This is a genomic window from Streptomyces vulcanius (assembly GCF_042653945.1).
GTDB lineage: Bacteria > Actinomycetota > Actinomycetes > Streptomycetales > Streptomycetaceae > Streptomyces > Streptomyces mangrovi.
In genome coordinates this window covers 96311-120287 of sequence record NZ_JBHSFK010000010.1, presented here as the reverse complement: position 1 = coordinate 120287, position 23977 = coordinate 96311, and the positions used below count along the sequence as shown (strand labels likewise).

The 23977-nt window shown below is 68.6% G+C and carries 20 protein-coding genes; 10 read left to right on the top strand and 10 right to left on the bottom strand.

The genetic code is table 11. The features are described 5' to 3' along the window. Positions 1–39: 39 nt before the first annotated feature. The 3 genes from gnd to dnaA all read right to left on the bottom strand — a co-directional run bounded on the left by gnd (position 40) and on the right by dnaA (position 5067). On the bottom strand, positions 40–915 hold the full coding sequence (gene gnd, locus ACFPIH_RS17280) for a phosphogluconate dehydrogenase (NAD(+)-dependent, decarboxylating) (protein ID WP_381171080.1): 876 nt from the start codon (positions 913–915) through the stop codon (positions 40–42). Between the two features lie 209 nt (positions 916–1124). Continuing rightward, positions 1125–2255 carry a DNA polymerase III subunit beta gene (gene dnaN / locus ACFPIH_RS17275; protein WP_381171082.1) on the bottom strand — a complete coding sequence of 377 codons (1131 nt, stop codon included), beginning with the start codon at positions 2253–2255 and terminating at the stop codon, positions 1125–1127. Positions 2256–3171: 916 nt separating this feature from the next. Continuing rightward, a complete protein-coding gene (gene dnaA, locus ACFPIH_RS17270; protein ID WP_381171085.1) occupies positions 3172–5067 on the bottom strand; it encodes a chromosomal replication initiator protein DnaA in 1896 nt (631 codons plus the stop codon). 405 nt (positions 5068–5472) lie between these two features. Here dnaA and rpmH point away from each other — a divergent pair, with 405 nt between their 5' ends. The 9 genes from rpmH (at position 5473) to ACFPIH_RS17225 (ending at position 12409) form a co-directional block, all read left to right on the top strand. Next, positions 5473–5610, top strand: a complete 138-nt coding sequence (rpmH, locus tag ACFPIH_RS17265) for a 50S ribosomal protein L34 (RefSeq protein WP_018846094.1) — start codon at positions 5473–5475, stop codon at positions 5608–5610. A 21-nt stretch (positions 5611–5631) separates the two neighbouring features. Beyond that, complete coding sequence (gene rnpA / locus ACFPIH_RS17260; protein ID WP_381171088.1) at positions 5632–6003, top strand: ribonuclease P protein component; 372 nt, start codon at positions 5632–5634, stop codon at positions 6001–6003. Then, a complete protein-coding gene (gene yidD / locus ACFPIH_RS17255; RefSeq protein ID WP_381171090.1) occupies positions 6000–6356 on the top strand; it encodes a membrane protein insertion efficiency factor YidD in 357 nt (118 codons plus the stop codon). The genes rnpA and yidD overlap by 4 nt, the downstream gene beginning before the upstream one ends. A 3-nt stretch (positions 6357–6359) precedes the next feature. Continuing rightward, entirely contained in the window at positions 6360–7649 is a 1290-nt protein-coding gene (gene yidC, locus ACFPIH_RS17250; RefSeq protein ID WP_381171092.1) for a membrane protein insertase YidC, read from the top strand. 15 nt (positions 7650–7664) lie between these two features. After that, a complete protein-coding gene (locus tag ACFPIH_RS17245; protein WP_381171094.1) occupies positions 7665–8177 on the top strand; it encodes a Jag family protein in 513 nt (170 codons plus the stop codon). A gap of 118 nt (positions 8178–8295) precedes the next feature. Continuing rightward, entirely contained in the window at positions 8296–9012 is a 717-nt protein-coding gene (gene rsmG, locus ACFPIH_RS17240; protein WP_381171096.1) for a 16S rRNA (guanine(527)-N(7))-methyltransferase RsmG, read from the top strand. Between the two features lie 275 nt (positions 9013–9287). Beyond that, positions 9288–10361: an AAA family ATPase gene (locus tag ACFPIH_RS17235; RefSeq protein WP_381171478.1), complete on the top strand. Its 1074-nt coding sequence runs from the start codon at positions 9288–9290 to the stop codon at positions 10359–10361. After that, a complete protein-coding gene (locus tag ACFPIH_RS17230; protein ID WP_381171098.1) occupies positions 10358–11470 on the top strand; it encodes a ParB/RepB/Spo0J family partition protein in 1113 nt (370 codons plus the stop codon). Before ACFPIH_RS17235 ends, ACFPIH_RS17230 begins: the two co-directional genes overlap by 4 nt. A 321-nt stretch (positions 11471–11791) precedes the next feature. Next, complete coding sequence (locus ACFPIH_RS17225) at positions 11792–12409, top strand: GNAT family N-acetyltransferase (RefSeq protein ID WP_381171100.1); 618 nt, start codon at positions 11792–11794, stop codon at positions 12407–12409. Between the two features lie 70 nt (positions 12410–12479). Here ACFPIH_RS17225 and trxA read toward each other — a convergent pair whose 3' ends face one another. From trxA to ACFPIH_RS17190, 7 genes are all read right to left on the bottom strand, one after another. Next, the gene (trxA, locus tag ACFPIH_RS17220; RefSeq protein ID WP_381171102.1) at positions 12480–12815 is read right to left on the bottom strand and encodes a thioredoxin; all 336 of its coding nucleotides are present in this window, start codon (positions 12813–12815) and stop codon (positions 12480–12482) included. Between the two features lie 46 nt (positions 12816–12861). Continuing rightward, the gene (gene trxB / locus ACFPIH_RS17215) at positions 12862–13830 is read right to left on the bottom strand and encodes a thioredoxin-disulfide reductase (protein WP_381171104.1); all 969 of its coding nucleotides are present in this window, start codon (positions 13828–13830) and stop codon (positions 12862–12864) included. Between the two features lie 167 nt (positions 13831–13997). Next, entirely contained in the window at positions 13998–14888 is an 891-nt protein-coding gene (locus tag ACFPIH_RS17210) for an anti-sigma factor family protein (RefSeq protein ID WP_381171106.1), read from the bottom strand. After that, a complete protein-coding gene (gene sigM / locus ACFPIH_RS17205; protein ID WP_381171108.1) occupies positions 14885–15610 on the bottom strand; it encodes an RNA polymerase sigma factor SigM in 726 nt (241 codons plus the stop codon). Before sigM ends, ACFPIH_RS17210 begins: the two co-directional genes overlap by 4 nt. A 27-nt stretch (positions 15611–15637) precedes the next feature. Then, on the bottom strand, positions 15638–17356 hold the full coding sequence (locus ACFPIH_RS17200) for a protein kinase family protein (protein WP_381171110.1): 1719 nt from the start codon (positions 17354–17356) through the stop codon (positions 15638–15640). Between the two features lie 139 nt (positions 17357–17495). After that, entirely contained in the window at positions 17496–19817 is a 2322-nt protein-coding gene (gene murJ, locus ACFPIH_RS17195; RefSeq protein WP_381171112.1) for a murein biosynthesis integral membrane protein MurJ, read from the bottom strand. A gap of 44 nt (positions 19818–19861) precedes the next feature. Beyond that, on the bottom strand, positions 19862–22243 hold the full coding sequence (locus tag ACFPIH_RS17190; protein ID WP_381171115.1) for a DUF6049 family protein: 2382 nt from the start codon (positions 22241–22243) through the stop codon (positions 19862–19864). A 257-nt stretch (positions 22244–22500) separates the two neighbouring features. Between ACFPIH_RS17190 and ACFPIH_RS17185 the strand changes: the two genes are divergently transcribed. After that, positions 22501–23967, top strand: coding sequence for a CCA tRNA nucleotidyltransferase (locus tag ACFPIH_RS17185; protein WP_381171118.1), 1467 nt, complete (start codon positions 22501–22503; stop codon positions 23965–23967). The last annotated feature ends 10 nt before the right edge of the window (positions 23968–23977 follow it).

Genomic DNA, 23977 nt, shown 5'->3' with positions numbered 1-23977 from the left:
CCCGGGGTTCAGTAGGTGACTGGTTACTTCGTTGACTGGTTACTTCGTCTCGACCGCGTGGCCGCCGAACTGGTTGCGCAGCGCCGAGATCATCTTCATCTGCGGCGAGTCCTCCTGGCGGGAGGAGAACCGCGCGAACAGCGACGCGGTGATCGCGGGCAGCGGCACGGCGTGGTCTATCGCGGCCTCGACGGTCCAGCGGCCCTCGCCGGAGTCCTGGGCGTACCCCTTCAGCTTGTCGAGGTGCTCGTCCTCGCTGAGGGCGTTGACCGCGAGGTCGAGGAGCCAGGAACGGATGACGGTGCCCTCCTGCCAGGAGCGGAAGACCTCGCGCACGTCCGTGACCGAGTCGACCTTCTCCAGGAGCTCCCAGCCCTCGGCGTAGGCCTGCATCATGGCGTACTCGATGCCGTTGTGGACCATCTTCGAGAAGTGGCCCGCGCCGACCTTGCCCGCGTGCACGGCGCCGAACTCGCCCTCGGGCTTGAGGGCGTCGAAGACCGGCTGGACCTTGGCTATGTTCTCGGCGGCACCGCCGTACATCAGCGCGTAGCCGTTCGCCAGGCCCCAGACGCCGCCGGAGACTCCGCAGTCGACGAAGCCGATGCTCTTGGCCGCCAGCTCCTCGGCGTGCTTCTCGTCGTCCGTCCAGCGGGAGTTGCCGCCGTCCACGACGACATCGCCCGGCTCCAGGAGCTCGGCGAGCTCGTCGATCGTCGACTGGGTGGCAGCGCCGGCCGGGACCATCACCCAGACCACGCGCGGGCCCGAGAGCTTGCCCACAAGCTCTTCCAGGCTGTGGACGTCGGCGAGGTCCGGGTTGCGGTCGTATCCGACGACGGTGTGGCCCGCGCGGCGGATCCGCTCGCGCATGTTGCCGCCCATCTTGCCGAGGCCGACGAGACCGAGCTCCATCAGTTGTTCCTTAGGTCGCTGTGTGGCGTGTGGGGCACCTTCGTACCCATGTCCGAGCCTAGACCCGGGCCCTCACGCACACCTGTGGGGATACGCGCTCAGACGTAGCGCCCCACATACGCGTCACATACGCGTTCACCTGCGGTTTCACCCACAGGCCGGGAGGTGTTTCTCCACGGCCTGTGGACAAGCCTGGGTGAGCCTCAGCCTCAGCCGCTCAGGCGCACCGGCATGATCAGGTACTTGTAGGCCTCGTCCGCCTCGGCGTCCAGCGCGGGCTTGCCGCTGAGCAGCGCGGGCTTGGTGGACGTGGTGAACGACAGCTGGGCGACGGGGGAGTCGATCGCGCTCAGGCCGTCCAGCAGGAAGGTCGGGTTGAAGGCGATCGAGATGTCGTCGCCCTCCAGCTGGGAGTCGACCCTCTCCACAGCCTGTGCGTCGTCGCTGGAACCGGCCTCCAGGATGAGCACGCCCTGCTCGAAGCTCAGCCGCACCGGGGTGTTGCGCTCGGCGACCAGGGCCACGCGCTTGACGGCCTCCACGAAGGGGGCGGTCTCGATCACGGCGACCGAGTTGAACTCGGTCGGGAACAGCGTGCGGTACTTCGGCAGGTCGCCTTCGAGGAGGCGGGTGGTCGTGCGCCGGCCGGCGCCCTCGAAGCCGATCAGGCCCTCGCCCGCGCCCGAGCCGGAGAGCGCCAGGATGACGCTGTCGCCGCTGGTGAGCGCCTTGGCGGTGTCCAGGAGCGTCTTGGCGGGCACCAGGGCGACCGCGGAGGCGTCCGGGTTCTCCGGCTTCCACAGGAACTCGCGGACCGCGAAGCGGTAGCGGTCGGTGGAGGCCAGCGTGACGGTGTCGCCCTCGATCTCGATGCGCACACCGGTGAGGACGGGCAGTGTGTCGTCGCGGCCGGCGGCGATGGCGACCTGGGCGGCGGCGGAGGCGAAGACCTCGCCGGGGACCGTGCCCGTCGCGTTCGGCATCTGGGGCAGCGAGGGGTACTCCTCCACCGGCAGGGTGTGGAGGGTGAAGCGGGAGGAGCCGCAGACCACGGTCGCCCGTACACCGTCTGTGGAAATCTCCACCGGGCGGTTGGGCAGGGCGCGGCAGATGTCGGCCAGCAGACGGCCGGAGACGAGGACCGTGCCCTCCTCCTCGATCTCCGCCTCCACGGACACCCGCGCCGAGACCTCGTAGTCGAAGCTGGAGAGGCTCAGCGCGCCGTCCTCGGCCTTCAGCAGCAGGCCGGCGAGGACAGGCGCCGGCGGACGGGCCGGGAGGCTGCGCGCCGCCCAGGCCACTGCCTCCGCGAGTACGTCGCGTTCCACCCGGATCTTCACTCTTGCCGCCTCCTGCTGTTGCCGGCGCTTGTCGCTCTGCCTGGCCTTCGTCGTCTGTCTCGGTGTGTGGTCGGTCCCTGGGAGGGGAAGGACCACCGGGACCAGTCTGACGCACCGCACTGACAGTAGGTGCCTGTCGGGGTCAAGTCGTGATCCGGGGCAGCCGGACGCCGAAGGGCGAGTTGTGCACAGGACCCACTTCGAAACGGTTTCCTGGCTCTCTCTAGTTGTTAGTAGTAGTAGGGCCTGTGGAAACGGTGGATAACTGTGTTTTCGCAGCTCAGAGGCGAAATTTTATCCACTGGTCCTGTGGGCGGAGCCGGTGGATAACCAGGGCCCGCTGTGGAGAACAGAAAGTTCTGCACACTCCATGCACAGGCAGAGGGGAGTTCTCCCCAGATGCGTCCCCAGGTTTACCCACGTTTCCCACAGGCCAACCGGGCAACTTCGTGTGACGCCTTTCACTCGACCCGGTGAGAAGGCGCGTCGCGTTGCCGAACAGTGGACAGAGGTGTGGAGAAGCCGGGGTTCGCTGGGGACAACCGCCCACAGCCTGTGGGTTGTCGGTGGACAACTTTGTGCACAGCTTGTGGATCGTCTCGCCGTCCACAGCCTGTGGATAAAGTTTGTCCACGAATCCACAACCTGTTGACCTGCCCTGACGGTTCTTCGGCCGGACTGCCTGTGGATACAGTCTGGACAACTTCGCGGTCCCCAGGGTGTGGACGGCAAAAAGTCACCGAATCTGTGGAGAGTGGCCGTAACCCGGCGAGTAATCGAACAGCGGATGACAGACACAGCACCAGTCGGCTCCCCCGCTCCTGCGCCCGCTCGGCTCCTCCACGCCGCCGTGGCACGAAGAAGGCGCCCCGGGAACTGCTCCCGGGGCGCCCTGGACGGCGTATGGAGGGCCTTCTCAGCCGGCCTTGATCCGGTTGGTGAGTTCGGTGACCTGGTTGTAGATGGAGCGGCGCTCGGCCATGAGATTGCGGATCTTGCGGTCGGCGTGCATGACCGTCGTATGGTCACGGCCGCCGAACAGCGCGCCGATCTTCGGCAGGGACAGGTCGGTCAGCTCACGGCACAGGTACATGGCGATCTGCCGGGCCGTCACCAGGGCGCGCCCGCGCGAGGTGCCGCACAGGTCCTCGACGGTGAGGCCGAAGTAGTCGGCGGTGGCGCTCATGATGGCCGTCGAGGTGATCTCGGGGGCCGAGTCCTCGCCGCCGGGGATGAGGTCCTTGAGGACGATCTCCGTGAGGCCCAGGTCCACCGGCTGCCGGTTGAGCGACGCGAACGCCGTCACCCGGATCAGCGCGCCCTCCAGCTCGCGGATGTTGCGCGAGATCCGGGACGCGATGAACTCCAGCACCTCCGGCGGGGCGTTCAGCTGCTCCTGCACCGCCTTCTTGCGGAGGATCGCGATCCTCGTCTCCAGCTCGGGCGGCTGGACGTCGGTGATGAGACCCCACTCGAAACGGTTCCGCAGCCGGTCCTCCAGCGTCACCAGCTGCTTCGGCGGCCGGTCGCTGGACAGCACGATCTGCTTGTTCGCGTTGTGGAGCGTGTTGAAGGTGTGGAAGAACTCCTCCTGCGTCGACTCCTTGTCCGCCAGGAACTGGATGTCGTCGACCAGGAGGATGTCCATCTCGCGGTACCGCTTGCGGAAGCTGTCGCCCTTGCCGTCGCGGATGGAGTTGATGAACTCGTTGGTGAACTCCTCGGAGCTCACGTACCGCACGCGCGTGCCGGGGTAGAGGCTCCGCGCGTAGTGTCCGATCGCGTGCAGCAGGTGCGTCTTGCCGAGGCCCGACTCCCCGTAGATGAACAGGGGGTTGTACGCCTTCGCGGGCGCCTCGGCGACGGCGACCGCCGCCGCGTGCGCGAAGCGGTTGGACGCGCCGATGACGAACGTGTCGAAGAGGTACTTCGGGTTCAGCCGCGCGGTCGGTTCACCGGGCCCGCTCGGCTTCGCCGGCTGCGTGCCGGGCATACCGGGCCGCTGCGGCGGACCGGCACCGGGCGACGGTTCGGGCAGCTCCCGCCGCCCTCCGTCGCGCTGGTCGTGCTGGTTGTAGTCCTGTGGCTTCTGCTCGTACGGCGAGGGGTCGTACGGGCGCCGTTCCATCGGCTGCGGACGGTAGTCGGAGGACGGCTGGCCGTAGCTGTCCTGGGGATACGGCTCCTGCGACGGCGAGGCGTACGGGTCGCGCTCGGGGAAACCGAGCCGCTGCTGCTGCCAGCTGTACTCGTCCTGCTGGGGCCGCGGCCAGCCGCCGGGCTCGGGGCGCTGGTACTCCGACGGGTACGCGGGGCGCGCGGTCGGCAGCTGCTGTTCGCCGGGCGGCTGGGGCAGCGGTTCCGCGCGGTGCCTGCCATAACTTTCGTACGGAGCGTTGTACGAGGTGTCGTACCCGCTGTCGTAGCGGCCCTTCTGCTCGTCGTACGGGCCGGACGGGCCGGACGGGAGTTCGGGCTCCTCGTAGCGTGACTGCGGCTGGCGCTGGACGGGGGGCGCCGGCGGGGCCGGGGGTTCGCCCGCGGAGTCGTCGACGGTGATCGCGATACGGATCGGCCGGCCGCACTCGCGGCTCAGCGTGTCGCTGACGATCGGGGCGAGCCGGCCCTCCAGGACGCCCTTCGCGAATTCGTTCGGTACGGCGAGCAGGGCGGTGTCGGCGACCAGCGCGAGCGGCTGGCAGCGCCGGATCCAGTGCTCGTCCTTCGCCTCGACCCCCTGACCACGGCCCTCGAGGAGCTGCTCCAGTACTCGCGGCCACACTGCGGCAAGATCGGCAGGTACGTCAGCCACAGGGCACGCTCTCTCGTGGGTCCCACGTTCGTGTGATGGTGGGACGGGTCGGGATTGAAACCGGGGGGAGTCCCCGGGGGAGCCGGGAACAAGGGGACAAAGGAACGAATCGGAGTTCAGCCACGGTAGTCAGGGCGACGGGTGCGGTTCAAGTTGTTGTCCCCAGGCTGTGGATAGTGTCTCCCGAGTGCCTCCCGGCGACCCCTGGTTTGACCGGATGGCGCAGCCGCGCGTACCGTAACCAGGTCGAGTTGTCGATGGCTGCTGCCGCCTGCCTCCGATGGGCACAGATCGCGTCAGGTGATCGGGAAGCGGTGCACTCGGGCGTAACGAGAGCTACTCGTGGGCGCACGGTGACAGCCAGGACGGCACCCGCCAACACCGATTGATTTCTGGAGCCCCCGAGTGAGCAAGCGCACCTTCCAGCCGAACAACCGTCGTCGTGCCAAGACCCACGGCTTCCGCCTGCGGATGCGTACCCGTGCCGGTCGCGCGATTCTCGCGAACCGCCGCAGCAAGGGTCGCGCCAACCTGTCCGCCTGAGCCTGATCAGGTCATGACGTCGTGCTGCCTACCGAGCATCGGCTGAGGCGGCGCGAGGACTTCGCGACCGCGGTACGACGAGGTCGTCGGGCTGGCCGCCCGACCCTCGTGGTCCATCTTCGAAGCGGTGCCACGGACCCGCACGCGCCTGGGGAGAGCGCTCCCCCGACGCGTGCGGGTTTCGTCGTGAGCAAGGCCGTGGGTGGAGCGGTCGTACGCAACAAGGTGAAGCGCCGACTTCGTCATCTGATGCGGGAACGAGTCGTCCTGCTGCCCCCCGGTAGCCTGGTAGTCGTACGGGCGCTGCCCGGTGCGGGCGACGCCGACCACGCACAGCTGGCCCAAGACCTTGATGCCGCCCTTCAACGTCTGCTGGGAGGGGGCGCGCGATGAAGTATCCGCTGCTGGCTCTGATCAAGCTCTACCAGTGGACGATCAGTCCGCTGCTGGGGCCGGTGTGCAAGTACTACCCGTCGTGCTCGCACTACGGCTACACGGCCATCGACCGGCACGGCGCGATCAAGGGAACGGCGCTCACCGCTTGGCGCATCCTGCGGTGCAACCCGTGGTCGCTGGGGGGTGTGGACCATGTCCCGCCGCGGAAACGCCCGCGGTGGCACGAAAAGCTGCGCGACGCCTGGCGTGCACGCAGGGGCGGGCACTCCGCCGCCGAAACGGCCACCGAGGAGAATGCCTCCTCGAGCCCGGCCGCAGAGACCACCCCGTCCCATGCCCAAGGAGCATGATTAGTGGACACGATTGCCAGCCTGTTCAGCTTCATCACGACACCCGTCTCCTGGGTCATCGTTCAGTTCCACACGGTGTACGGCAAGATCTTCGGCCCTGACACCGGATGGGCCTGGGGCCTGTCGATCGTGTCCCTGGTGATCCTGATCCGCATCTGCCTGATCCCGCTCTTCGTGAAGCAGATCAAGGCGACCAGGGCGATGCAGACGCTCCAGCCCGAGATGAAGAAGATCCAGGAGCGCTACAAGAACGACAAGCAGCGTCAGTCCGAAGAGATGATGAAGCTGTACAAGGAGACGGGCACCAACCCGCTCTCCTCGTGCCTTCCCATCCTGGCGCAGTCCCCGTTCTTCTTCGCCCTGTACCACGTGCTCAACGGCATCGCCTCCGGTGACACCATCGGTGTGATCAACCAGAGCCTGCTGCAGAGCGCCCAGAAGGCGCACATCATCGGCGCTCCGCTGGCCGCGAAGTTCACCGACGGCGCGGCGAAGGTGGAGTCCCTCGGCGCCTCGCTCACCGATGTGCGGGTGGTCACCGCCATCATGATCGTCATGATGTCGGCCTCGCAGTTCTTCACCCAGCGCCAGCTGATGACGAAGAACGTCGACACCACGGTGAAGACGCCGTTCATGCAGCAGCAGAAGATGCTCATGTACATCTTCCCGGTCATGTTCGCCGTCTTCGGCATCAACTTCCCGGTCGGTGTCCTCGTCTACTGGCTGACCACCAACGTGTGGACCATGGGCCAGCAGATGTACGTCATCCGCAACAACCCGACCCCGGGTTCGAAGGCCCAGGGCGCGTATCTGGAGCGCCTGTACACGCACGTCACGCACGCCGGCAAGATCGGCAACCGCGGGCAGAAGGCCATCATCAAGGCCATCGTCGCCAAGGGCCGTGAGCGTAACGAGGCCGAGCGCAAGTTCATCAACGGACTGAACAAGGCGGGCTTCGCGGCCCAGGCCGACGGCACCGTGGTGCGGGGCGAGACGCAGGACGTCGTCCAGAACGAGGACGGCACCTCCACCACCGCGGCCAATCCAAGGCGGCAGCAGCCCAAGCGCCAGTCGAAGTCCCAGCGCCAGTCGGGCAGCGCGAAGGCGGCCGGCGAGGGCACCACCTCGCTGAGCAAGTCCGACGAGCCCGAGGACGCCGAGCCCGAGGACACCAAGACCTCCGGCGCTGCCCGGAAGGCCCCTCCCAAGCCCGCCGGCGGTGGCCGCAGCAAGGCCCAGTCCGGGCAGCGCAAGGGTGGCCCACAGCGCCCCAAGTCCCCCTCCAAGAAGTAAGAAGGAGCCCATCCCGTGACGGAAGGCACCACCTCCGCCGCCGCCGAGGGTGCAGACACCCTGACCCGCCTGGAGCAGGAGGGCGAGATCGCGGCGGACTACCTCGAGGGTCTGCTGGACATCGCCGATCTCGACGGCGACATCGACATGGACGTCGAAGCCGACCGGGCCGCTGTGTCGATCATCAGCGACTCGGGCACCCGTGACCTGCAGAAGCTGGTCGGCCGGGACGGCGAGGTACTGGAGGCGCTGCAGGAGCTGACGCGCCTGGCCGTACACCGGGAGACCGGCGACCGCAGCCGGCTGATGCTGGATATCGCGGGCTACCGCGCCAAGAAGCGCACCGAGCTCTCCGAGCTGGGCGCCAAGGCCGCGGCCGACGCGAAGAACAGCGGCGAGCCGGTCAAGCTGAATCCGATGACGCCCTTCGAGCGCAAGGTCGTCCACGACGCGGTCAAGGCCGCGGGGCTGCGCAGCGAATCCGAGGGCGAGGAGCCGCAGCGCTTCGTCGTCGTGCTGCCCAACTGAATCGGTACACACATCACTCCCCGGCCCCGTCTGTCGCGCAGGCGGGGCCGGTCCTTGTCAGCCTGGTGGTTCTGGTGGTCGGTGCCGGACGCCGATGCGGTACGGAAGGACGGTCCCCGTGACGGAGGCAGCGGAGCTCCCCCCTGCGCCCGAGGTGGCACGCGAGGTGTTCGGTGATCGCTTCACGGATGCGGTCCGGTACGCCGAGCTCCTGGCCGAGGCGGGAGTACAGCGAGGGCTCATCGGCCCGCGCGAGGTACCCCGCCTGTGGGAGAGGCACATCCTGAACTGTGCGGTGCTGTCCGAGGTCGTCCCCGAGGGTGTGACGGTCTGCGACGTCGGCTCGGGCGCCGGCCTGCCCGGCATCCCCCTGGCGCTGGTACGCGAGGATCTGAAGATCACCCTTCTGGAGCCACTCCTTCGGCGTACGAACTTCCTGACCGAGGTCGTCGAGCTGCTCGGCCTGGACCATGTGACCGTCGTGCGTGGACGCGCCGAGGAGGTCATGGGCACGATCCCGCCCGTCCATGTGGTCACCGCCCGTGCTGTGGCCCCCCTGGACCGTCTGGCGGGCTGGGGCATCCCTCTGCTGCGTCCCTACGGCGAGATGCTCGCCCTCAAGGGCGACACCGCGGAGGAGGAGCTGAAGAGCGCAGCCACCGCCCTCAGCAAGCTCGGCGCGGTCGACACCGAGATCCTGCATGTCGGTGAGGGCATCGTCGATCCGCTCTCCACGGTGGTGCGAGTCGAGGTCGGGGAGAGCCCGGGTGGCGTACGGTTCGCGGCCAAGCGGGCGAAGGCAGCCCGCACGGGGCGGGTACGACGGCGCCGTTGAGATCCAGCCCGTCGTCCTGACGACGAGACGTACTCCACACAAGCTGCCAAACCTGCGCATGACGGAGTGTCGCGACAGTTCGGCCGCGAGCGCTGTGCATCGTGTTTCACGTGAAACGTCGCTCACTGCTCCACGGCATCATCAGCCGAGGCCGCGCTGCGGCCGAACCTCGTGACCGTAAGCCTCTCGGTTCACTCGATAAGGCAAGGGAGTTGTCCACAGAGGTGGATTTCTCCACAGAACACCAGGCCTCACTGGTTCGCGACCCCGAAGGCATGGCAGGCTCTGTTCATTGCGAGCTTGAAGTCGAGGAGAGTGAATCCTTGCGGTCCGACGCCAACATCGCGGGACCGATGGCCGATCCGGTCCCCGGTCCCCGTACCGAGTCATTGAGGGAGGATGTTTCACGTGAAACACCGCCCCCGATGGACGACACCCCGATCGGTCGTGCTGCCCAACTGGCGGTGGAGGCACTGGGCCGCGCCGGAGAGGGCCTGCCACGACCTGAGCAGACCCGGATCATCGTGGTCGCCAACCAGAAGGGCGGCGTAGGCAAGACGACGACGACCGTCAACCTTGCCGCTTCCCTGGCCCTTCACGGAGGCCGCGTCCTGGTGGTCGACCTCGACCCGCAGGGCAATGCCTCCACTGCTCTGGGAATCGACCACCATGCCGAGGTTCCGTCCATCTATGACGTCCTGGTCGAGAGCCGCCCGCTCTCCGAAGTCGTCCAGCCGGTCCCTGACGTCGAGGGTCTGTTCTGCGCGCCCGCCACGATCGATCTCGCGGGTGCGGAGATCGAGCTGGTGTCCCTGGTGGCCCGGGAGAGCAGACTGCAGCGGGCCATCCAGGCGTACGAGCAGCCGCTGGACTACGTCCTCATCGACTGCCCGCCCTCGCTCGGCCTGCTGACGGTCAACGCGCTCGTGGCCGGCGCAGAGGTCCTCATCCCGATCCAGTGCGAGTACTACGCCCTGGAGGGTCTGGGCCAGCTGCTGCGCAACGTCGACCTCGTCCGGGGGCACCTCAACCCCACCCTGCATGTGTCGACCATCCTGCTCACCATGTACGACGGCCGGACGCGTCTGGCGTCTCAGGTCGCGGAGGAGGTGCGCACCCACTTCGGCGAAGAGGTGCTGCGGACGAGCATTCCCCGCTCGGTCCGTATCTCCGAGGCGCCGAGCTATGGGCAGACGGTGCTGACCTACGATCCGGGATCGAGCGGTGCCCTCTCCTATCTTGAGGCAGCACGAGAAATCGCACTGAGGGGTGTGGGTATCAGCTACGACGCCACCCACGCCCATATCGGTGCCCAGAACAGTCCGAACATGGTGGAGGGGATTCAGTGAGTGAGCGACGGAGGGGGCTGGGCCGTGGTCTTGGGGCATTGATCCCCGCTGCCCCGACAGAGAAGACCCCGGCGCAGACCGCGATGGGGAGCGGAGGTTCCCCGTCTCCGGCGGTGGTCCCGGTCCTGACGACCGAGCGTGGAGTGGCCGCGGCGAAGGTGGCCACGCTGCCGCCTGTTTCACGTGAAACAGAGGAGCCGTCGGCGATCGGCGTCGCGGAGACGCTTCCGCCGCCCATCGGTGCGCACTTCGCGGAGCTCCCCCTCGACTCGATCGTGCCGAACCCGCGCCAGCCGCGTGAGGTCTTCGACGAGGACGCGCTGCACGAGCTGATCACCTCCATCAAGGAGGTCGGTCTCCTCCAGCCGGTTGTCGTACGGCAGAGCGGTCCCAGCAGCTACGAACTCATCATGGGTGAGCGGCGCTGGCGGGCCTGCCGTGAGGCGGGCCTGGAGGCGATCCCGGCGATCGTGCGGGCCACGGACGACGAGAAGCTTCTGCTGGACGCCCTGTTGGAGAACCTCCACCGGGCCCAGCTGAACCCGCTGGAAGAGGCAGCCGCCTACGACCAGTTGCTGAAGGACTTCAACTGCACGCACGACCAGCTGGCGGACCGTATCGGTCGGTCCCGTCCGCAGGTCTCCAACACGCTGCGGCTGCTGAAGCTCTCGCCGGCGGTACAGCGCCGGGTCGCGGCAGGCGTTCTCTCCGCCGGTCACGCCCGGGCGCTGCTGTCCGTGGACGACTCCGAGGAGCAGGACCGCCTGGCTCACCGGATCGTGGCCGAAGGGCTGTCGGTGCGGGCCGTCGAGGAGATCGTCACCCTCATGGGTTCCCGGCCGCAGACCACTCAGCGGTCCAAGGGTCCCCGTGCCGGTGGCCGTGTCTCCCCGGCGCTGACCGACCTCGCCACCCGGCTCTCGGATCGCTTCGAGACGCGGGTGAAGGTCGACCTGGGACAGAAGAAGGGCAAGATCACCGTGGAGTTCGCCTCCATGGAGGACCTTGAGCGGATCCTTGGCACTCTCGCTCCCGGCGAAGGCTCCGTACTGCAGAAGGGCCTCGTCGAGGGCGCTTCCGAGGACGTGTCCGAGGAGGCGGAGGACTGAGCCGCGGATCGTCCGTGAGGCTCCCCGCGACCCCACTGAGCGAGCCGTGTCCGGTGTGCCCGGAACACGGCTCGCTCTTTGCTTTCAGGCGGTATCGAGCGAATCACATCATGGATACGATGCGATCAGGTATGGCGCATCCACCGGGCAACACCTCGGACTGGGAGGCGGGGCCATGCGAACGATGAGCCGGACCGGACTGGTGAGCGCGGGACTGGGGCTGGGCGCGGTCGGCGGCTTCGTCGGCGGGCTGCTCAGGGAACGCAGCGCTCTGGCAGCCGCTCGCGACGCCGCGGGCGAAGGAAGCGAGGAACAGCCTTCATGGGCCGTCGGCTCGTACCGCTCACGCTGGACAACCTTCAGGACCTTCCCCAGCGTTGTCGCTCGTGTGTCTTCTGGGAGTTGGATCCCGTCCGCGGTGAGGCCGCGGTAAGGTCCGGCACGGCGGCTCTGGAGAAGGAGTCCTGGATCTCGGCGGTCCTGCTGGACTGGGGGTCGTGCGGACGGGTCGTCTATGTCGATGACGTCCCCGTGGGCTTCGTGCTCTACGCTCCGCCCGCCTATGTGCCCCGCTCGACGGCCTTTCCCACCAGTCCCGTTGCACCGGACGCCGTGCAGTTGATGACCGCTTTCATCATGCCGGGGTACCGGGGACAGGGACTTGGCCGGGTGATGGTGCAGACGGTGGCCAAGGATCTGCTGCGGCGGGGCTTCAAGGCGATCGAGGCGTTCGGTGACGCGCGTTGGACGGAGCCGTCCTGCATGCTTCCCGTCGACCATCTGCTGGCGGTGGGCTTCAAGACGGTGCGTCCCCATCCGACCCGCCCTCGGCTGAGGCTGGAGCTGAGGACCACGCTTTCCTGGAAGGAAGACGTGGAGATGGCGCTGGACCGGCTCCTGGGGGCTGTCCAGAAGGAACCGGCGCTGCGACCGCTGTAGGCGGTACCCGAGAACAGAATGGGCCAGCCCTTCCGGGCTGGCCCATGAGTGTTTCACGTGAAACAGTGCGTCACTTGGCGGCGATGAAGGTCTCCAGGTCGCGGACGAGCGCGGCCTTCGGCTTGGCGCCGACGATGGTCTTGGCGACCTCGCCGTCCTGGTAGACGTTCAGGGTCGGGATCGACATGACGCCGTACTTGGCGGCCGTGGTCGGGTTCTCGTCGATGTTCAGCTTGACGATCTCGATCTTGTCGCCGTGCTCGGCGGCGATGGCCTCGAGAGAGGGAGCGATCTGACGGCACGGGCCGCACCACTCGGCCCAGAAGTCCACCAGAACGGGCTTGTCGCTCTTGAGGACGACCTCATCGAAGTCGGCGTCGGTCACATGCTTCAGGGTGCCGGCCACAGGGGGCTCCTTAACTCTTTGTGCGGTGGGGAGGGAGGAGGGGGAATCAGACAGAGGTCTTCTCGGGCTCGGCCTGCTCCTCGTCCGCGAGGGCGGCGAGGAAGTGCTCGGCGTCGAGCGCGGAGGAACAGCCGGTGCCGGCCGCGGTGATCGCCTGACGGTAGGTGTGGTCGACCACGTCACCGGCGGCGAAGACACCGCTCAGGTTCGTCCGGGTGGAGGGGGCGGCGACCTTGAGGTAGCCCTCTCCGTCCAGGTCGAGCTGGCCCTTGAAGAGTTCGGTGCGCGGGTCGTGGCCGATCGCGATGAACAGGCCCGTGACCGCCAGGTCCGAGATCTCGCCGGTCTTGAGGTTGCGCAGCTTCAGGCCGGAGAGCTTCGGGTCGCCCTGGATCTCGGCGACCTCGCTGTCCCAGATGAACTTGATCTTCGGGTCGGCGAAGGCACGCGCCTGCATCGTCTTGGAGGCGCGCAGGGTGTCCCGGCGGTGGACGATCGTGACGGACTTGGCGAAGCGGGAGAGGAAGGTGGCCTCCTCCATCGCGGTGTCGCCGCCGCCGATCACGGCGATGTCGTGGTCCTTGAAGAAGAAGCCGTCACAGGTGGCGCACCAGGAGACACCGCGGCCGGAGAGGGCGTCCTCATTCGGCAGACCGAGCTTGCGGTGCTGGGAGCCGGTGGTGACGATGACGGCCTTGGCGCGGTGGACGGTGCCCGCCGTGTCCGTGACGGTCTTGATCTCACCGGTGAGATCGACGGAGACGATGTCGTCCGGGACGAGTTCGGCGCCGAAGCGCTCGGCCTGGGCGCGCATGTTGTCCATGAGCTCGGGGCCCATGATGCCGTCCTGGAAGCCGGGGAAGTTCTCGACCTCGGTGGTGTTCATCAGCGCACCGCCCGCGGTGACGGCACCTTCGAACACCAGCGGCTTCAGCGACGCGCGCGCGGTGTAGAGCGCGGCGGTGTAGCCGGCGGGCCCGGAGCCGATGATGATCACGTTTCGGACGTCGCTCACGGCTTGTTTCCTCGTCTCTGGTCTGCATCGTTCGACCGGTGGGAGCCTCTGGGAACTCTCACCCCACCCAACGGATCCTAAGGGGCGCGCATTCCCGCTGTGTCCGGGCACACGGAGGGACAACGCCGTGCGGGATGCCGTTGTGGAGAGAGGCGCAGCTTGGGGCCTCAGTGACGCGTGTAGGAGTCCTGCAGAAAGATCTTGGCCGGACCCGACGAGGACTGCGTGGCGCAGGTCCTGTCCATGAGGTACGCGTCGACCTTGGTGCTGTTCGATGTGTCGGGCAGCACGACGAGCAGGGCGTCCTTGCCTTGGTATGTGCCTTCCTCGGTGGCGAGGGCCGTGTCGCTGCGGCCGATGCCCTTCTGGACGCAGTCGGGGACAGAGGGCATCTCGAGGATGTGGGGCTGGGGGGTCCCCGAGCTGCCGTCCACACCGTTGCTCTTCAAAGTGCCGGCGTTCTGCGTGCCGGCGAGGAGATCCGTGACCTTGTTCTCCAGCGTGCCCTTGGCGAAGGTGTCGGCCGCCGTGGACTGTGTGCGTGCGGAGGTGTCGGGGTCGTCGCCGGTGGACGAGAACACCAGGACACCGCCGAGCCCCAGGGCCGCGACACCGAAGAGGGCACCCAGGACAACGCCCCTGCGACGCCTGCCTCGCATGCGTCCCTTGCCGCTCGGGCCGCTCTTGCCGTTCTCGTCGCCCTTGCGGCCCGGGCCGGTGGTGGCGGGGCGGGCATGTCCCGAGGGCCGGTCTGCGGCCGTGGATGTTTCACGTGAAACATGCGTTGCGTCGCTGTCGGCCATGGTGCTGAGGAGTGCCTCGGCGGCGAGTGCGGCATCGATGCGCTGAGCGACGTCGTCCGGCATACGGGGCGGGCCGGGAAGCGTGCCCAGCAGGCCGCGGATCTCTTCGAGTGAGGCGTGGACGTCGGCGCAGAGGTCGCAGCTCTCGAGGTGCCGGCGTACGTCGGCGCTCCGGGAAGGCGCGAGCAGGCCTTCGGTGAGGTCGGAGATCTCCGCGACGTCCGGGTGCCCGGTCGTGTCCGTCGTCGGTGTCACGTTCGCCCACCTCCGCCCTTCACAGCAGATGAGTCGCCTGTCCCGGCGCTGTCCGGCCCCTCGTCGGGAGGGTCCGCTGCCGGTGGGACGGATGTCCCGTGCGCCCGGTTCCGCCTCCCGCCGCATTCCTTCTCGTCGTCGGCGTTTTCGGGCCGGAGATGGGTGAGCAGCGGGAGGAGTCTGGCTCTGCCCCGGGCGCAGCGGCTCTTCACCGTCCCGGTCGGGACATCGAGCATGCGGGCGGCCTCGGCGACGGGGTAACCCTGCATGTCCACCAGGACGAGGGCGGCCCGCTGGTCCGGCGGGAGGGTGCCGAGCGCTGCGATGAGCTGGCGGTGCAGGTCGTTGCGCTCGGCCGGGGCGGCGGCCGACTCGTGCGGCTCCAGCAGTTGTTCCAGACGCTCGGTGTCGTCGACCGGGGAGGTCTTGCGGGAGGCGACCTTGCGGGCACGGTCCAGGCAGGCGTTCACCGTGATCCGGTGCAGCCAGGTTGTGACAGCCGACTGGCCCCGGAAGGTGCCGGCGGCCCGGTAGGCGGACACAAGGGCGTCCTGAACGGCGTCAGCGGCCTCCTCGCGGTCCCCCAGCGTCCGCAGCGCCACGGCCCACAACCGGTCCCGGTGCCGCCGCACCAGCTCCCCGAACGCATCGGGGTCGCCCTCGACGTGCCGGGTGAGGAGGTCCTGATCGCTCACGCCGTCGTACCCGCCACCGTCCGCCATCCGACCCCTTTCCCTTCCGGTGAGGCGTCAGCCCGTGAACTTGAGGTCGGTGATGGCCTGCTTGTAACCGGCGCCGCTGTAGCCGTCGGTCGGTGCGTTCGGGACCGCTGTGATCCAGAGGAGCACATAGCGGGTCTTCACGGACTTGGACGCCTTCACAGTGAGCGAGGTGCTGCTGGAGGTGGCGTTGCCGATCTCCTTCATCCCTTCGACCCCCGTGGAGGGGCTCAGGGAGTCCGTGGCGTACAGATGGACCGTGGTGTGGTCCCCGCCGTACCGGAGCGCTATGGACGCGGCGGAGACCTCCTGGGCCGAGCCGAGGTCGTAGACGATGCCTACCCCCGGCTTGTAGGGGGCCAGCGAGGGACCGTCGTTGTACCGCTTCGTGCGCCAGTACGTGGAGCTGTCGCCGTCGTAGGTGTTCGCCACGTCGCCCGGCGCCTGGGCGTCTCCGCTCGCGACGTACTCCTCGGCGCCCGCGATCTTCAGCGTCTTGGTCGGCTTCGGGGCGGCGCTGTTCTTGTCGCCGTCCTCCGTCGTCTGGGTCTGGTTGGTGTCGTCGGACGACTTGCCCTGGTCCATCAGGGCTTCCGCGAGCTGCCAGCTGCCGAGGCCGAGCGCGGCGATGAGGAGGGCGGACACGGCCCACTTCAGGGCGCGGCCGGTACGGCTCTGCAGCGGGGGCGGCGGGGCCGACACCGGCTGGGTGATGCCCGGGTGCGGTGCGGGGCGGCCGTAGGTGCCCTGTTGGTAGGTCGTGCGCTGGTACTCCGGCGGCGCCGTGAACGTGGGCTCCGGCGGACGGATGCGGGGCATCTCGCCGATCGCCTTCACCAGTTCCTCCGGCGTCGTGCAGGCGGCCTCGTGCCGGGAGGCGGTCGCCCCGTCGTTGGCGAGCGCGCGCATGGCGAGCTCGGACAGACCTCGGTGGACGCCGGCGCGGACCTGGTCGGGAGCGATCAGACCGACGTCCTTCGGCAGCCCGGAGAGGCCGTAGGCGTCGCTCTCGTACGGCCAGCGCTGGGTGAGTGCCGCGTACAGCAGGGCGCCGATCGCTTCGGTGTCGGTGCGCTGCGGGCTGTCCGACGTGACGCCGCGCAGGGCGGCGTTGACCGCGAGACCGCGGATGCGCCACTGGCCCGACGACGTACGCAGGACGGCGTTGGGGTTCAGACGCAGATGCGACAGACCCTCGCGGTGGGCCGCGGCCATCGCCGAGGCGATCTGACTGACCATCTGGTACGCGTCGTGCGGCTCCAGCGGGACGGACGCCAGCAGCGCGGTCAGCTCGGTGGCGTCGGGCAGCCACTCGTGGACGACGTAGACGAGGTCGTTCTCCTCCACGGCGTCCAGGACCTGGACGAAGCGTGGATCGCCGAGCAGCGCCGAGGAGCGGGCCGCAGCCAGCACCGATCGCGCACGCGCATGGTCCGCCGGCAGGATATGGACGCCCACGGCACGGCGGAGTTTCTCGTCCACCGCACGCCAACTGCTGAATCCGTCCAGACGGGTGACGCACTCCTCCAGACGGTAACGTCTGGCGAGTTTGTGGCCGCTGTGCAGTTCAGGCGCCGAGGTCTTACCGGGACCCTCGCTCCCGCCACTCCCCTGTGCCTCGTCGCTGTCCGTGTCCCGCTCCCGGTTCTTGGCCACCCCGTCGGCCGTGGACTGGTCCGCCTGTGCGGTCAGCGGCTCGTCGCCGCTGTTGTCTGCCACGTCGACGGCAGCCGTGCTCCGTTCCGCCACCGTCGTTCCTGCCTCCCCATCCGTTGCGCGCCGTTCGACCTCGTTGCGCGCCGTCCGACGCCGGATCCAATTGTGCCCATAGTCCGCCGCTATGCACGACACGCAGCGGTGAACGATGGTTGTGCGCTTGCCTCCTGTCTCAGCGGCCCAGCCGTCCGCGGACCATGCCGACGAGGGAGTTGAGCTCCTCGATGCGCATGCGGCGGGCGGCGACGAAGAAGATGCCCAGCAGCAGCGCCCCGCCGACCAGCAGCGCGGCGAAGGAGCCGACGACACCCTGGCCGAGCGTGTCGGCGATGCCGTAGCAGGCCGCGCCGCTGATGAGCGCGGCCGGGACGGAGGCGATGCACAGTCTGGCGTACGTGCGCAGCACATGGGAGCCGTCGAGGTCGCCGCCGAGGCGCTTGCGCAGCCGGTTCCAGGCGACGCCGACCCCGATCGCGTAGGCGAGTCCGTAGGCCGCGGCCATACCGGCCACGGCCCAGCGGGGCGGGAGCACCACGTAACAGACCACCGCGGCGCTCGCGTTGACCGCGGCCACGATCACCGTGTTGTAGAAGGGCGTCCGGGTGTCCTCGTAGGCGTAGAAGGCGCGCAGGACGACGTACTGCACCGAGTAGGGGATCAGGCCGAGACCGAAGGCCATCAGCATGTAGCCCATGTTGGTGGCGGCACCGGTGCCGGATGAGCCGAAGATCAGGGTGCACATCGGGATGCCGAGTGCGAGGAAGCCGAAGGAGATCGGCACGATCGCGACGGCCGTGGTGCGCAGCCCCTGGGAGATGTCGTCCCGGACCGCGCCCGCGTCGCCCTCGGCTGCCGACCGCGAGATGCGCGGCAGGAGGGCGGCCATCAGGGAGACGGTGATGATGGCCTGCGGCAGGCCCCAGATCAGCTGGGCGTTGGCGTAGGCGCTGAAACCGGTGCCGGGGATCTTGGTGTCCGTGACCGCCGAGGTCGCCAGCTGCGTGACCACCAGCGCGCCGGCCTGGTTGGCGAGGACGAAGAGGATCGTCCACTTGGCGAGCATCGCCGCCTTGCCGAGGCCATGGCCCTTCCAGTCGAAGCGCAGTCGCAGCTTGAAACCGGTCTCGCGCAGATACGGGATCATCGCCAGGGCCTGGACGACGAGGCCGAGGAGGATACCGATGCCGAGGAGCTTCTGGCCCTCCGGCGGGATCGTCGTGACCTCCATGCCGGAGTCGGCCGCAGTGCCGTAGACCCACAGGAACATGGCGAGCGTCACGATGATGACGATGTTGTTGAGGACCGGGGTCCACATCATCGCGCCGAACTTGCCGCGGGCGTTGAGGATCTGTCCCATCACCACGTGGAGGCCCATGAAGAAGATGGAGGGCAGGAAGTAGCGGGTGAAGGTGATGGCCACGTCGTTGGCCGCGGGATTGTTGGCGACCGGGTTCGACAGCACCCGGACCAGGAGTGGCGCGGCGAACATCGCCAGCGCGGTGAGCAGACCGAGCGCCACCATGACCAGGGTCAGCAGGCGGTTGGCGTAGGCCTCGCCTCTGTCGTCGTCCTCCTTCATCGCGCGCACGAGCTGCGGCACGAAGACGGAGTTGAGGCCTCCGCCGACAGTGAGGATGTAGATCATCGTGGGCAGCTGGTAGGCGACCTGGAACGTGTCGCCCAGGACGGCCGTACCGAGCGCCGAGACGATCAGGGCGGAGCGGACGAAGCCGGTGAGGCGGGAGACCATCGTGCCCGCGGCCATCACGGCGCTGGACTTCAGCAGGCCGGAGGCCCGGCCGCCCTTCTTCTCGGCGGCGGGGGCGGAATCAGGATCGGGCTCGGGCTCGGGCGTCGGGACCGCGACGGTGGCCTCGGCGGGCGGGGCCTCGTAGTGCGAAGCCTCGTACCGCGGAGCCTGGGCCTGGTGCTGGGGAACCTGGTACGCGGGCGCCTGGTACGGGCCCGCGTCGCCCTGGGCGTGGGCCGGGCCGGGGGCCGGCGGGTGCTCGGCGTAGGGGCGGGGAGCGGCCTGCTGCTGGTCCTTGAAGAGGTGCGCGAAGGCGTCGGGCCGGTGCTGCTCGTCGGCGGAGTGCGAGACCAGGTCGTCCACGCCCACGAACTGGGTGGTGCGCGGGTCGTCGCCGTACGGGAGGTACTGGGTGGGGCCCTCCGGCTCGGGCGCCGGCGGCTGGGCCCACACACGCGGGTCGGGCGCGTACGGGGACTGCGGCGGGCGGCCGTACAGCGGCTGCTGCGGCTGGTACGGGCCCGGGGGCGGCGGGGGGTGCGCGGCGCGGTCGTAGAGCGCCTCGGCGACCGGGTCCTGGGCGGTGAGGTCCTGGGACCGGTAGGGGTCCTGGTCGTAGGCGTCCTGGAGGTACATGTCCGCGGGGTGCTGCGGCGGCACTGGGCCGTGCTCGGGCGGCGGGCCCTCGGGGTGACCCGAGTTGCCCGCGGCCTCGCCGCGGTCACCCTCGTACGGCGCGTTCATGCTTACCCCACCTCATCGTCCCGGGCCGACCGGCCACGACATCCTCAACGGTCCACTCTCTCACCCGTCGCCGAAGGGTCCGTGCTTTCCGTTGCGGTGTCCGCCGTCCCATCACTCTGCTGCTCCGGCGCGTCTGCCCCGGAGCGGGCGCCCGACTCCTCCTTCGGACGGTCCTCGCCGCCCTCGGGTTGCGCCGGGCCGTCTTCGGTGTCGTCCGGCTCCTGGGTGCCGCTCTGCGCGGCGGCCCGGGCCGCCGCCCGCTTGCGCTGGGTGTACATGCGGAATCCTGCCAGTACGAGCAGCAGTACGCCGCCGCCGATGACCAGCATCACGGTGGGCGTGATCTCGGTGACCCGTACGTCGAAGGTGACAGGGGTGCCGTACGCCTGGCCGTCCTCGGTGTACAGCTGGGCGATCACCGTCGTCTGGCCGTTCACGTTGGCGGACGTGGTGAACTTCACGGTCGTGCTGTGGCCGCCGGAGACGTCGATGGGCTGCTGGGCGAAGTCGTGGCCGCCGATCTCCAGCCGGGTCTCGTTGGTCGACGTGAGCCGAAGGGTCAGCCGGTCGACGCCCTGGACCAGGTTGTTCTGCACGGTCACGGGGATCGTGGCGCTGCGCCCGGAGAGCTTGGTCTCCGACTTGTCGATCAGTTTGACCTGGTCGGTGAGGGTGTCGAGGTAGGTCTGCACGCTCTGGCGGAAGACACTGCCCGCAGTGCTCCGGCCCCGCCAGGACGTGGACATCTCGCGGTTCACGGCCAGCCCGAAGGGGGTCACCACCCGGGACTCGTCGGTGAGGATGATCTTGAAGTTGTCGAGCTTGTCCTGTGTGGCCGCGATCTGCTCGAAGGACGACCGGGGCAGTTCCTGCCTGCGCAGCGAGGAGGGGTACGCCGAGGCGGAGGGCACCTTCGTGGTGGCCTCTCCGTCGGGCTTGGCCGCGGCGGTGGCCGTGAGCTCCTGGGACTGCGACCAGCCGCTGCCCTGGAGGGCGGACACGGCCTGCGCCAACGCCTGGGCCTGGCTCGCGGTCGGCATGCGCTGCGGGGCGACCACGATGCTGCGCTGCTTGTCCGTCTGGAGGTTCAGCGTCAGGCTCTGCGCCAGGAACCGCTGCACCGCGAGCGTGGCCGCGGAAGCCTTCGTCAGGTCGCCCTGGAAGACCTTGGACAGCCGTGCGTCCGCGACGACAGCGGTGGTGCCGCCGCCGATGGGACGGGCGGCGGAGGGCGTGTAGGGCAGGCCGCCGGTCTCCCCGAGGCTGTCGCTGCGGGCGATCACCTTGTCGGCGCCGGCGGAGGTCGCCACCTTCACGATCGACGGGTCCACGGCGCCGTCCACGGGCCAGGCGAAGTCGGTGCTCGGCGTGACGTGGAGGATCGTCTGCACCGTGTCGGCGGCGACGTCGGTGGCCGCCTTGAGCCGGCTCAGCGAGCCGGTGACTCCGGTGCCGTTGTGAGCGAGGGAGGCCAGGTCGGGGTCGCCGAAGGGCAGGGCGACGACCTCCTTGTCCAGCACCGCTTCCTGCAACTCGGCGAGCCATCGCTTGGCGAGCGCCTGGTGGGTGCCGGCCCGGGTGGTGTCGTCGTCCGTACGGACCCGGTAACTGTCGGTCATCGCGTCGACGGACGCCAGCAGGTCCGGGTCGATCACCCAGGTGACATCGAGCTCCTTGCCCAGGGACAGGAGCTGGTCGAGGCGGCCACCGGGGGCGATCTCCTCGGCGAGGTCGTCGTTGAGGAAGACCGGCGTCTGCTGCGCGTTCGAACCCGTCTCCGCCGTCACGTGGACGGTGGAGACCAGTGGCCACAGCACCGTCGTCTTCGTCTCGGTGTCCGCTCCGTCGGGCTGCCACGGCAGGAAGGTCCGCTGGATGCCCAGCATCTGGTCCCACCGCTGCGACGACGTCTCACCCGAGACGGAGACACCGAGTGAGTAGACGCCGTCGTCGCCGAGGTCGAGCTTGTCGACCGGCACGGAGATGCTGAACTGCTGCGCGACCCCTGGAGTGAGCTTGGAGAACTCCGCGACGTACTTGCCGCCCAGCTCCGAGCCGTAGCCGGCGGAGAGACTGTCCGCGTTCTTCGCGGCGTCGTCGATCGCCGACCGGGTGGCCAGCGCCGATCCCATCCGCAGATCCACGTGCGCGTCGGTGACGTTCTTCTTGCCGTTGTTGGTCACCGTGCCGGAGACGGTCAGGGTGTCGCCGCCGGTGGGGATGGTGGGGATGAGCGAGTCGACGGCCACGGCGACCGTGCCCGCGTCGGACGCCTCCTTGGCGGAGACGGGAACGGCCGCCTGCGCGGCAGGCAGCTGGAACAGCCCGGCCAGCAGGGGCGCCCCGGCGAGCAGTGCTCCGGTGCGCCGCAGCCACCGGCGGGCAGGTGAGGGACTCATCCCCGGGAAGTCTGCCGCCTCGGCCACGCGTTCGCCCGTCCCTCGTCGTCGTCAGTGGTCGTCGGAATGTGCGTCCACGCATCGTAACGATGCGCGCTGAGGGGAAGTGCCGCGGACTGCTCGACAAGATCAGGCGAGGCAGCCGCGCCGTCCCCTATGTGCAGGTATAAGGGGAGTACCGGTGAACCTCCTCAATCACCGATCTTCCGCCGCTATCGGGTGAGGTGTCCACCGGCCTTAATCGGGGCGCCCGCGGCTCCCCGCGCCACGTACTCTTTTCTGTTGTGCCGAACGCCAACGAAGAGAACCTCAGTGCCCTGAGCCAGGTGCAGCACCGCGCGGTGAGCGAGCTGCTGCGGATCGCGCCTGTTGCCGATGACCTCGCGCGCCGTTTCCAGGAGGCCGGGTTCTCCCTTGCCCTGGTCGGCGGCTCGGTCCGGGACGCGTTGCTCGGCCGGCTCGGCAATGATCTGGACTTCACCACGGACGCCCGTCCCGAGGACATCCTGAAGATCGTGCGTCCCTGGGCGGACGCGGTGTGGGAGGTCGGGATCGCCTTCGGCACGGTGGGGGTGCAGAAGGCGGCCCGCGTCGGAGACGTCGATCGAAGCTTTCAGATCGAGGTGACCACCTACCGCTCCGAGGCCTACGACCGCACCTCGCGCAAGCCCGAGGTGTCCTACGGCGACTCCATCGAGCAGGATCTCGTCCGGCGTGACTTCACCGTGAACGCGATGGCTGTGGCACTCCCGGAGAAGGAGTTCATCGATCCCCATGGCGGCCTCGGTGACCTGGGGGCGCGTGCGCTGCGCACCCCGGGGACGCCCGAGGAGTCCTTCTCCGACGATCCGCTGCGGATGATGCGTGCCGCCCGGTTCGCCGCCCAGCTCGACTTCGAGGTCGCCCCCGAGGTCGTCACGGCGATGAAGGAGATGGCCGACCGCCTGGAGATCGTCTCCGCGGAACGCGTACGGGACGAGCTGAACAAGCTGATCCTGTCCGCGCACCCGCGCAAGGGCCTGAGCCTTCTGGTCGACACGGGGCTCGCCGGCCATGTCCTGCCGGAGCTGCCCGCCCTGCGGCTGGAGAGCGACGAGCACCACCGGCACAAGGACGTCTACGAGCACACGCTGATCGTCCTGGAACAGGCGATCGAGCTGGAGGAGAACGGTCCCGACCTCACTCTGCGGCTCGCCGCGCTGCTGCACGACATCGGCAAGCCGCGTACCCGCCGGTTCGAGCAGGACGGCAGGGTCTCGTTCCACCATCACGAGGTGGTCGGGGCCAAGATGACCAAGAAGCGCATGACGGCGCTGAAGTACTCCAACGAACTGGTGAAGGACGTCTCGCGCCTCGTCGAACTCCATCTGCGCTTCCATGGCTACGGCACCGGCGACTGGACCGACTCCGCCGTCCGTCGCTATGTCCGCGACGCCGGCCCGCTGCTGGAACGCCTCCACCAACTGACCCGCTCGGACTGCACAACGCGCAACAAGCGCAAGGCCGCCGCGCTGTCGCGTGCGTACGACGGTCTGGAGGAGCGCATCGCGCAGCTGAAGGAGCGGGAGGAGCTCGACTCGATCCGCCCCGATCTCGACGGCAACCAGATCATGGAGATCCTGGGCGTCGGCCCCGGACCGGTGATCGGCAAGGCGTACAAGCACCTGCTGGAGCTTCGCCTGGAGAACGGTCCGATGGAGTACGACGCCGCCGTTGCCGCCCTGAAGGAGTGGTGGGCCGAGCAGGGCTGAGCCGCGAAAC

Excerpts from the sequence above, each read along its gene's own strand:
- ACFPIH_RS17235 (WP_381171478.1), top strand. The coding sequence starts at position 9,288 with ATGGCAGGCTCTGTTCATTGCGAGCTTGAAGTCGAGGAGAGTGAATCC.
- sigM (WP_381171108.1), bottom strand. The coding sequence starts at position 15,610 with ATGGCGGACGGTGGCGGGTACGACGGCGTGAGCGATCAGGACCTCCTC.
- ACFPIH_RS17225 (WP_381171100.1), top strand. The coding sequence starts at position 11,792 with ATGGGCCGTCGGCTCGTACCGCTCACGCTGGACAACCTTCAGGACCTT.
- yidD (WP_381171090.1), top strand. The coding sequence starts at position 6,000 with ATGAAGTATCCGCTGCTGGCTCTGATCAAGCTCTACCAGTGGACGATC.
- gnd (WP_381171080.1), bottom strand. The coding sequence starts at position 915 with ATGGAGCTCGGTCTCGTCGGCCTCGGCAAGATGGGCGGCAACATGCGC.
- murJ (WP_381171112.1), bottom strand. The coding sequence starts at position 19,817 with ATGAACGCGCCGTACGAGGGTGACCGCGGCGAGGCCGCGGGCAACTCG.